The 10,202-nt window shown below is 68.9% G+C and carries 9 protein-coding genes; 2 read left to right on the forward strand and 7 right to left on the reverse strand.

Going from position 1 to position 10,202, the window contains the following annotated elements:
* Nucleotides 1-39: 39 nt before the first annotated feature.
* Nucleotides 40-1,449 (reverse strand): MFS transporter, encoded by a 1,410-nt coding sequence (locus AB0C46_RS35100; protein WP_362832965.1) that lies wholly within the window; start codon nt 1,447-1,449, stop codon nt 40-42.
* Nucleotides 1,446-1,886 carry a MarR family transcriptional regulator gene (locus AB0C46_RS35105; RefSeq protein WP_362832967.1) on the reverse strand — a complete coding sequence of 147 codons (441 nt, stop codon included), beginning with the start codon at nt 1,884-1,886 and terminating at the stop codon, nt 1,446-1,448. Before AB0C46_RS35105 ends, AB0C46_RS35100 begins: the two co-directional genes overlap by 4 nt.
* A 192-nt stretch (nt 1,887-2,078) precedes the next feature.
* Here AB0C46_RS35105 and AB0C46_RS35110 point away from each other — a divergent pair, with 192 nt between their 5' ends.
* Nucleotides 2,079-3,101 (forward strand): alcohol dehydrogenase, encoded by a 1,023-nt coding sequence (locus AB0C46_RS35110; RefSeq protein ID WP_362832969.1) that lies wholly within the window; start codon nt 2,079-2,081, stop codon nt 3,099-3,101.
* Nucleotides 3,102-3,140: 39 nt separating this feature from the next.
* Here the strand turns inward: AB0C46_RS35110 and AB0C46_RS35115 are convergent, their stop codons facing one another.
* Entirely contained in the window at nt 3,141-4,052 is a 912-nt protein-coding gene (locus tag AB0C46_RS35115) for a MerR family transcriptional regulator (protein WP_362832971.1), read from the reverse strand.
* A 179-nt stretch (nt 4,053-4,231) separates the two neighbouring features.
* The gene (locus tag AB0C46_RS35120) at nt 4,232-5,101 is read right to left on the reverse strand and encodes an IS5 family transposase (RefSeq protein WP_362832981.1); all 870 of its coding nucleotides are present in this window, start codon (nt 5,099-5,101) and stop codon (nt 4,232-4,234) included.
* Between the two features lie 442 nt (nt 5,102-5,543).
* Between AB0C46_RS35120 and helR the strand changes: the two genes are divergently transcribed.
* The gene (gene helR / locus AB0C46_RS35125; protein ID WP_362832973.1) at nt 5,544-7,697 is read left to right on the forward strand and encodes an RNA polymerase recycling motor ATPase HelR; all 2,154 of its coding nucleotides are present in this window, start codon (nt 5,544-5,546) and stop codon (nt 7,695-7,697) included.
* A gap of 168 nt (nt 7,698-7,865) precedes the next feature.
* Here the strand turns inward: helR and AB0C46_RS35130 are convergent, their stop codons facing one another.
* The 3 genes from AB0C46_RS35130 to AB0C46_RS35140 form a co-directional block, all read right to left on the reverse strand.
* The gene (locus tag AB0C46_RS35130) at nt 7,866-8,411 is read right to left on the reverse strand and encodes a VanZ family protein (RefSeq protein WP_362832975.1); all 546 of its coding nucleotides are present in this window, start codon (nt 8,409-8,411) and stop codon (nt 7,866-7,868) included.
* 169 nt (nt 8,412-8,580) lie between these two features.
* On the reverse strand, nt 8,581-8,880 hold the full coding sequence (locus AB0C46_RS35135) for a DUF6506 family protein (RefSeq protein WP_362832977.1): 300 nt from the start codon (nt 8,878-8,880) through the stop codon (nt 8,581-8,583).
* A 413-nt stretch (nt 8,881-9,293) separates the two neighbouring features.
* Nucleotides 9,294-9,599 (reverse strand): hypothetical protein, encoded by a 306-nt coding sequence (locus tag AB0C46_RS35140; RefSeq protein ID WP_362832979.1) that lies wholly within the window; start codon nt 9,597-9,599, stop codon nt 9,294-9,296.
* Nucleotides 9,600-10,202: the final 603 nt, after the last annotated feature.

Here is a 10,202-nt window from a genome sequence, read left to right on the forward strand (position 1 = left end):
GGTCGGGCTGTCGTCGTTTCCCGGCCTCCGGACCATGCGTCACACCCGGGCGCGGACGCGGGCCATGACCGTGCGGTCGGTGACCACGAGGATCAGTCCCAGAAGGCTGACGATGACCATGACCAAGGCGATCATGTGCAGTCGGTGATCGTTGACCTGAGTCTGGAACACCACGGAGATCAGCGCGGACGAAGCGATCGAGCCGAGGAAGCCGAACGTCCGGAACAGCCCCGCGGCGGTACCGAGTTCACCGGTTCCGACCTGGGTGTACAGAGTCGTCTGGTTGGCGCTGATGGTGGTGCCGAGGGTGATCCCGAAGACCAGGGTGATGGCCACGATCCAGGCGGTCGGGGTGCTCGCGGTGAGCGCGAGTACCCCGGCCGAGGCGGCCAGACAGGAGACCGCCGCGACGATCAGCGGCATGCGGACCAGGTTCCGTCGCGAGATCGGCCGGACGAGCAGGGCGGAGAGCGCGGTCATGGGCAGCAGGAGCAGGCCGGCCGCCTCGGAGGACAGGTGCCGACCGGCCTGGAGCCACTGGGTGAGGCCGTAGAGGACGGTGTAGACGCACAGCGACGCCACGGCGAAGCGCAGGTAGGTGCGGGTGAGCGCCGGATTCGTGCCCAGCAGGCGCACGTCGAAGAACGGCCGGCGCGCCCGTAGTTCCCACCACACGAGCCCCGCACCGATGACGACGGCCAGGCCAAGAACGAGCCAGTCGGGGTGCGGAAGTCCCTTCAGGAACACCAACAGCGCTGCGATGGCCCCGCCGAAGCCGACGATGCCCGCCACGTCGAGGCGCGCCGCGAGCTCCCGAGGTGTTCTCGATCCCTCGACCGGCGGGTCGGCGGGGATCCAGAAGAAGGCCATGGCGAGGGCCAGGAGTGCGAAGGGGAGGTTGATCAAGAACGTGGTCCGCCATCCCCAGGCGTCGACCAGCAGGCCGCCCATCGGAAGGCCGAGGGCGGAGGTGGCTGCGCCGGCGATCATCAGTCCTCCGAGTACACCACCGGGCGGCGCGTCCAGACCGGCCGCTTCCGCGCGGCGGCGGATGAGCAGCATCGCGGAGGGGTAGACGGCGGAGCTGCCCACCCCGATCAGTACCCGGGCCACGACCAAGGCGGTCAGATCCTGACCCACGCCGCCCACGGTCCCGCCCGCCAGGACGATCAGGATGCCGGCCAGGAACACCCGGCGCGGCCCGAACTCCTCCGCCAGCTTCCCGCCCAGCGGCTGGGCAATCGCGCTGGCCAGGTACAGCGCCGACACCAGCACCGCGGTCCGCCCCACCGAGACGTGGACGGCGGCCGCGATCGGTACCAGCGCGGTCGCGATGAGCGAGGTGTTGATCGCGTTGATCGCCGACCCCGTGAACAGCGGTGTCACGAACCGCCACGAGAACGTGTTCGTGGTGGGGGAGGTGTCGGGCGGCACGGTCTCCGGCGTCACAGCTTCTCGCCCAGCCGTTCGATCAGCGGCGCCGCCTCCCGCAGGGTCTCCAGCTCGGCGCGGGTGAACCCGCCGGCGGTGAGTGCCTCCGCCAGCTGCTCGGCCCGGACGCCGCGCCTGTTCCGCAGTGCCCGTTGCCCGGCCTCGGTCACCGACAGGACCACCCGCCGACGGTCGCCGGGATCGGGGCGGCGCTCCACCAGGCCGCGCTGTCCGAGCCCGGCGAGCGTCATCCCCATCGCCTGCGGAGTGATCTGCTCGGCCCTGGCCAACTCGCTCGTGGTGGCCGACTCGGCCCGTTCCAGGCGCGACAGGGCCGACACCTCAGGAAGCGTGAGCTCCTCGCCCTGGAGCGGCTGGCGAAGCCGTCGTACGAACAGACCGAGGCTCACCTGCAGCGCCGAACCCACCGCGCGCACATCCAGATCATCAACCATGATGAGAAAGCTAGCTTTCACAGTTGAGCTTTCTCACCGGCTTTCGCGAATTGGCCTGATCGTGTGCCACTCGACCAGCGCAATGTTCTTGGCTCCTGACGCTGCGAAGGAGTGTGCCGCCCCCCTTCGGCGCGCGCGATCGAGGCCGAGCTGGTCTGCTGAGTCGGGAGCCCTCGACCTGGAGAGACCGCCATGAGCACGTATCGAGCCGCGCAGGTCGCCGCCGTCGGCGGACCGTTGGAGATCGTGGAGCGCGAGGTGGCACAGCCGGGTCCCGGCCATGTGCGGGTGACCGTGGAGGCCTGCGGGATCTGCCACAGCGACTCCGCCTTCGTGGACGCCCTGTTTCCGGGCGTCCGTTTTCCGCTGGTCCCCGGGCATGAGATCGCCGGACGCATCGAGGCGGTCGGCGAGGCAACGTACAGCGGCTGGCAGGTCGGCGACCGGGTCGCGGTGGGCTGGTTCGGCGGGAGCTGCGGCCACTGCACGCCCTGCAGACAGGGCGACTTCATTGTCTGCGAGAACTTGAAGGTCCCTGGATGGGCGTACGACGGGGGCTTCGCGGAGACCGTGATCGCGCCGGCCGATGCGCTGGCCCGAATCCCCGACGGGCTGGCGGCGACGGATGCGGGGCCCATGGCCTGCGCGGGGGTGACCACGTACAACGGGCTGCGGCGCAGCTCCGCACGGTCGGGCGACCTCGTCGCCGTGCTCGGCATCGGCGGCCTCGGCCACTTGGGGGTGCAGTACGCGGCTGCCATGGGCTTCGAGACCGTGGCCATCGCCCGCGGAACCGACAAGGCTGACTTCGCCCGGCAACTCGGCGCGCACCACTACATCGACAGCACGGCGGACACCCCCGTGGCGGACGCGCTGCAGGCCCTCGGCGGCGCCAGGACCGTCCTGGCCACCGCCGCGAACTCCGATGCCATCACAGCCACCTTGGACGGACTCTCCCACCGTGGCGAGCTGGTGGTCATCGGCGTGGACGCCGAACCGCTGGGAGTCAGCCCGAGCCAGCTGATCATGAGCGCCCGGATCGTCCGCGGTCACCCGTCCGGCACCGCACAGGATGTCCAGGACACTCTGGCGTTCAGTGCCCTGCACGGGATCCGCCCGATGGTCGAGGTCGTGCCGCTGGACCAGGCCGACGAGGCCTACCGAAAGATGTTGTCCGGCGCCGCCCGCTTCCGGATGGTGCTCACCACCCGCTGACGTCGGCGTGGGCGTGGGCCGAGGGAGCTAGGCCGTGTTTTAGGTAGCGGGTGATTCTTGGGCGGATAGCTCTTCGGCCAGTTCCATACAGCGCAGGCGGGCTGGGGAGAAGTCGTAAGGCATCTTGCCGGTGGCTTCGAACACGCTCATGGAGTCAGCCTCCCGCCTGCCAGAGCTGAGGTCGGCCTCGTCCTCGCCGTCATCGGCGGTAGCAGGGTGCAAAATGTCCCAGGCTTCGCAGAGGGCATCGTCGTCCTTACCCAGGCCGGACTCCTCGATGACGGCGTGCAGGGCGCTTTCGAAGGCGTGCCGCTCGACGGCCACTTGAGCCACCCGTGGATCGTCGACGGCGATGCTGTCATCGAGTGCCTCCTCGGCGTCATCGATGCGGTCGGAATCCTCCCGCAGAGTGGGATGCGTGGCCAGGGCGACGAAGCGGGTGGCCTGGAGGGCCGCGCCGAGCGGTCCGAAGATCCGCTCGGTGACCAGCAGACTGTCCAGGTCCGCCTGACGCAGGGAGCCCTCGGGCAGGCTCTTGAGGCGTTCGGTGACGAAGTCGGAGAGCAGGCCCATCCGGCTGCCTTCGGTGCGCATCCGCTGCACGGCGGTCCGTTGCCGCCGCAATTCCGCCTCCTGCTCGGCGAGGGTTTCCTCCAACCGCTCCAGGAGGTCCGCGATACCGTCTCCGTTGTCCGCACCGGTGGAAGCCATGCCGGTGGTAAAGGCGTCACGGATGTCGTTCAGGGCGATGCCGGCGTCGGCCATCTTGCGAATCCACAGCAGGCGGATCATGTGCTCGTACCCGTAGCGGCGGCGGTCATCGCCGCCCCGCTCAGGCTCGGGGAGCAGGCCGATCTCGTGGTAATGGCGAATCGCCCGTGGCGTGCTGCCGGCGAAGGCCGCCGCGTCACCGATCTTGACCTGGCGGGGTGGCATGAAAGACGAATGCATGAGCAGGGACCTTTCCTCAAGAGGATGGGACATAGGTCCACCGGACCACATGCCGCTACGGAAGGTGCAACCCCATACACACCGCCCCGCGCCAATGCCAGGAAATGCGCCCTTCCTCCGTAAGGACCGCAGGGCCGTCGCTTTCTGCTGGGGCATCCGCACGACGGCAGGCTGAGGGTTCACAGCCACTGATGAATCGCTGCAACCTGAACCGTCGCCTCGAACCGAACCGCAAGTTTGTCAAACCGGGTCGCCACGGCCCGGTGCTGCTTGAGACGGCTGATCCCGCATTCAACCGCGTGCCGGGCCTTGTAGTCCACGCGGTCGAAGAAGGGCGGACGGCCACCGGCACGTCCGCGGCGCCTGCGGTTGCGGACCTGATCGACCGGCTCAGGAATCGTGCACCTGATGCCACGTCTGCGCAGGTAGGCACGATTCGCGCGTGAAGAGTACGCCGTATCGCCTCGCACCCGCAGCGGGCGGCTTCTCGGCCGGCCGACACCAGGCCGGGGCACCCCAATCGCGTTCAGGACCGGCTCGAACTGCGGACTGTCACCGCGCTGCCCGCCGGTGATCAGCAGCGACAACGGCTTCTGTCCCTGCTCACACGCCAGATGAATCTTCGTGGTGAACCCGCCTCGCGACCTGCCCAGTCCGTGGTCTTCAGGTTCGGCGCTCACTCCGCCTGGCGGTTCCTTCTGCACGGCACCGCGTCGGCGGGCACCGGCAGCATGCTGGTGTGCCCGGCAGATGGTGGAGTCGACATTGACCTCCCAGAAGATCAGCCCGGCCGCATCAGCCCTCGCCTGCAACAGCGTCAGCAGCCGGGCCCACACACCTCGACGCTGCCATCTCCGGAACAGCCCATACACCGTCTGCCACGGTCCGTACTCGAACGGCAGGTCCCGCCACGGAACTCCGGTCCGAACCCGCCACCGCACACCGTCTACCAGCCGCCGACAGCCAGGCCACCTGCGACGTATGCCCGCCGCAGGCAGCAACGACTCCAGCACCGACCACTGCTCATCAGAAAGATCCCCTCGCCCCACATCTTGATCATCATCGTGCAGGGCGCACACAGGAATCCGAACCTAAAACACGGCCTAGCCGCCCGGCCTGGCCCCAGGCTGCCAGGGCGGTACTTCAGGGCTCGGGGCGAGCCGCCCGGTGGCCCCGCCGCCGGCGACAGCATGCACCCCCGCTGGTTCCCCAGGGGCAAAGAGGAGTTCCCACTCCTTGCCACTTTCAACTTATAGCGGACTGGGGGGCTTGCGGCAAGGCCCTGGCCGTGGGGCAGAATCGCGGGCCGAGGTCAGAACCTGCAGAAATCGGAGATTCGCTAAGTGCATGCGCTTTTGTCAGTTTGTGGGTCGTGCGGTGACGGGGAGCCGGTGGTGGGACGCGCACTGCGGGTGCGGGCGCTCGGCACCGAGATGCGGGTGTGCGCCCCGCCGGTCGTCGCGGCAGCGACCTCGGACCGGAGCTGATGACATGAACCCCCTGACCACCAGCGCGTTCGATCTTCCCGACCGCCTCTCCCCCAAGACCGCCCCGGTGCTGATCGACGGCGACGAGCGGCACTTCGCGGCCCTCTCGGAGAGCCTTGAGCAGGCGATCGCCGAACTGTCCGACCGCCTTGACGCCGAGCGCAAGGCACCCGGCGGCATCGGCCGGGCGGCGATGGACCGGGACGCGGAGATCCACCGGCTGACCGGTCGCCTGCGCGCCTTGCGCCGCTTCGGTCTGGACCTGTGCCTGGGACACATCGTCCGTACGGACAACCCCGAGCCCGTGTACATCGGGCGCCTTGGCCTCACCGACAGCGCGGGGCGTCGGCTGCTGCTCGACTGGCGCTCCCCCGCGGCCGAGCCGTTCTTCGCGGCGACCCACGCCAACCCGATGGGTCTGGTGAGCCGCCGTAGGTACCGCTGGACCCGCGGCCGGATCAGCGACTACTGGGACGAAGTGTTCGCCGCCGACGGACTTGAGGGCCACGCCGCGCTCGACGACCAGTCCGCGTTCATCGCAAGCCTGGGCAGCAACCGGTCGGCCCGGATGCGCGACGTGCTCGCCACCATCCAGGCCGACCAGGACGCCGTCATCCGGGCGGGATCCCGCGGCGCTCTCGTCGTCGACGGCGGTCCGGGTACCGGCAAGACCGTCGTCGCACTGCACCGCGCCGCCCATCTCCTCTACTCCGACCCCCGTCTGGGTCACCGTCGGGGCGGTGTACTGTTCGTCGGTCCGAGCCGGCCCTACCTGGCCTACGTCTCCGATGTCCTGCCCAGCCTCGGCGAGGAGGGCGTGCAGACCTGCACCCTGCGCGACCTCGTCACCGAGGGAGCCACAGCAGCGGTCGAGACCGACCCGGACGTGGCCCTGCTGAAATCGTCGGCTGACCTGGTGAAGGCGATCGAGCCGGCCGTCGGCATCTACGAGGAGCCGCCCACCGAGGGGATGACGGTCTCGAGCCACTGGTCCGACATCTGGCTGAGCGCCGACGATTGGGCGGCGGCGTTCGAGGCAGTGGAACCAGGTACTCCGCACAACGAGGCGCGCGACCAGGTCCAGGAGGAGCTGCTCACGATCCTGATGGACAAGGACGACAGTGACGCTCCGCCCGAGCTCCTGAGGAGATCGCTGCTCCAGCACCGAGAGCTGATCAGGACCCTCAACCGTGCGTGGCCGATGCTCGAAGCGACCGACCTCGTCGGAGATCTGTGGTCGGTGCCCGCCTACCTGCGCAAGTGCGCTCCCTGGCTCGGTACCGATGACGTCCGCAAGCTGCAGCGCAAGGACGCCCAGGCCTGGACGGTGTCCGACCTGCCGCTCCTGGACGCGGCACGGCAGCGGCTCGGCGACCCGGAGGCGTCCGTACGCAAGCGCCGGCACGAAGCCGCTGTCGCGGCCGAACGTGCACGCAGGGCCGACGTCATCGACGGCATCCTGCAGAACACCGAGATCGACGAGAGCGAAGGCGCGGTGGGGATGCTGCGCGGCCACGACCTGCAGGACACCCTGATCGATGAGTCCGCCCTGCCCGGCGCCGAACCGGACCTGCTCGCCGGCCCGTTCGCGCACATCATCGTGGACGAGGCTCAGGAACTGACCGACGCCGAGTGGCAGATGCTGCTGCTGCGCTGCCCGTCCCGGAGCTTCACCATTGTCGGTGACCGCGCCCAGGCCAGGCACGGGTTCACGGAGTCGTGGCAGGAACGGCTCGACCGGATCGGGCTTGACCGGCTCACCGTGGCCTCCCTGAGCATCAACTACCGCACGCCGGAAGAGGTCATGGCGGAAGCCGAGCTGGTCATCCGCGCTGCGCTCCCGGACGCCAATGTGCCGACCTCCATCCGCAGCGGCGACGTCCCCGTCCTCCACGGATCGGTTGCGGAACGGGACTCCGTCCTCGACTCCTGGCTCGCTACCCACGCCGATGGAATCGCCTGTGTCATCGGCGATCCCACGTTCCGGGCGACGTCCCGCGTCCGGTCGCTGACCCCGGAGCTGTCGAAGGGGCTTGAGTTCGATCTGGTCGTCCTCATCGCCCCGGAGACATTCGGCACGGGCATCGAAGGGGCCGTCGACCGCTATGTCGCGATGACCCGCGCGACCCAGCAACTCGTCATCCTCACGAGCTCCTGACGGCACGGCCATGGCAATGTGATCGCCGCCCGACGCCCGTGAGGTCCGCCGCTGGAGGAGTCTGTGTGGGCTTCGCGGTCCGCCGCGCCGGGCGGAGCCGCCCCCGGTATTCCACCGACTGCCGGCCACCAACTCGTCCAGGGTCCGTCCGGGGGCGGATCACTACCGTCAAGGAGTCCTTGTTCCGGTGGCCGGCGCCGGTGCGTGCGACTGGTGCGACTGATGCGACTGGTCCACGAGGCGGGGATGGGGATGCTGCCCGCCGGGGGTCGTTGACCTGCCGAGGACGCCGATGACGGCCGCTGTGCAGGCGAAGCCGGCGAGGCAGCCGGCGGTGTTGGAGAGCAGGTCATTGATGTCCGACGTACGCCCCGACCGGACGAGGTACTGCGTCGTCTCGATCGCGAGGGATCCAAGGAATCCGAAAAGGCCTGCCGTGAACCAGCGGTGGCCGAGCATGGCGAACAGGCTTCCACCCGGGAGGAACAGCGCAATGTTCACAAGGAAATCGACGATGTCGGCGGAGTTGGTCACGTCGAGCAGGGCGACATTGACGGCCTGGCCCCCACCCGAGCGCGTACCGAAGGTGAGGCTGACGACCCCGGCGGCCCACAGCCACACCATTCCCAGCAGGACCCGCTGAGAGGTGCGGCGGGTCCGGGTGGTCCCCCAGGTGATGAGGCCACCCACGACTCCGACAAGAAGAGCAATCACGGCGAAAGGCATAGGGAACGGTAACGGAGCGCCGCTTCGAGCGCGCCGCGGGGCCCGCGGCGCGCTCAGGACTGCTGCGGAAGCCCGCACCGACAGCGGTGAATCCTGCCTGCCACGCATACCGCCATGGCAGGGTGGGCCACCGGACGAGCCACATCGGGGAGCACGGTCAGGAGAAGATCGCGTGCACCTGATCGACCGCTTCGGGTCCATAGCCAACTGTGCCCACGGGTACCGCGCCGTCGATCGCCTCGATGATCCGCCCGGCCCATACCGGTCCGAACCCACCGCACAGCTCGATCAGTTGCACGCCCTCGTCCACGAGGCGGCGCGCGGCCGCGATGCCCTCCTCGGGCTTCGCCACCCCGACGAACACACTGCGGCACGTACCCGTGTCCACGACGCGAATGTCGCCGCCCGCGGTGCTGCCTGCGGCCGTATAGATGAACCCCCAGTGCGTGAGCGCCATGCTCCTGGACCTCCTGTGATCGTCAATGCCCATAGCCAAGCAGAGCCGGGTCGGGGCGTCAGGGACTTGGCAGTGGTCCACGAGTGATCCGCGTCGCACTCCTGATGGGTGGGTGGCAGCGTGGCGGGCCGAATCAAAGGCGTTTGGTGACCGCTCAGCGGGTGTCCGAGCCGGAGTTCGGGCGGGTGACGTACAGGTAATCGCCGGAGCTTCTGCCGCGTGAAGCAGCCAGTGGGCCACCCCCGGATCGAGAGGGTGACCCACTACAGGACCCGCGACTCGACGGGCAGCGGCATGGCGGCGGGACCGATGCGGCAGTGTCGTACGAGACCGAGGCGGCGCCCATTTCCTCCGGTTCAGACGGGGCAATGGCTCAGCACCGATCCAGGTCCTGGGCAATATGAGGGACGGGGTCAGTCGCTGATCTCTCCTGCGGCAAAACGGCGTGCCTCGCGTCGGCCCGCGTAGCGTTCCTTGCGGTTGCCGACCTTGACCATCTCCTGCCATTCCGTTATGCAGGAGCGCACATTGCATCCCGCGCAGCAGGTACGGCCGAGCAGCTGCCTGCCGGGGTCCTCCCACCGGCAGCGGGTGTCCGGGTCCTCCTGCGTCGGGTGCGGCGGCAGATCGCAGGCGCCATAGCGGTGATCGTGGACCGGCCGGGGGTTGTGCTCCGCGTGACGCACCCACAGTGGCTTTGTCTTGTCCGTACGGGACATCTCGTTCCTTCCGGAACCCGCCGCCCGTGCTCCCGGACCTTCCGGGCGGGCGGCTAAGGCGTCCACGTCATGGCGTCACGCTCCTTCCTCTGTCCGCAGCGCCTGCCGGGCGGAATCCGGCACCCCGTCGGGTGACGGTGTCCCGGTGGAATCACCAGAGCCACCATGCCCTCAACGGTGCGGCGCGGACGGCACTTTAGGGCAGGATCCAGGAGAGTGGAAAGCCTTTTTGGGCCTTCGGCAAGCGGGCTCGGGTGCGTCCGGCCGGGCGCTTGCCTGGCACGTCGGTGGCCGGCGCCGGCGGTGCTGGTCCCGGCACCAGCGGCCACGATCTGGGCACCGGCACAAGCGATCTGTCGGGGCGTCAGATCGGCACCCTAACCGCCCCGGTGATGTCCTCGATCCGGACTACCCGGCCGACGGGTGCGCCGGCCGGGTCGGGCCACAGGACACCGGGCAGCCGGCTGCTTGTGCCGGCTGCCCGGTGTCCTGTCCCCAGGGAGCTCCCCCTAGATGAATGAGTCCGATGTTTGTGCTGGCCGCGACCATGGCGAAGGGCGCCCGTTGACTCGTGTGTGACTACCAGCCTGGACGCCCTTCTGG

This window comes from Streptomyces sp. NPDC048637 (genome assembly GCF_040650675.1).
In the GTDB taxonomy this organism is placed as follows: Bacteria; Actinomycetota; Actinomycetes; order Streptomycetales; family Streptomycetaceae; genus Streptomyces.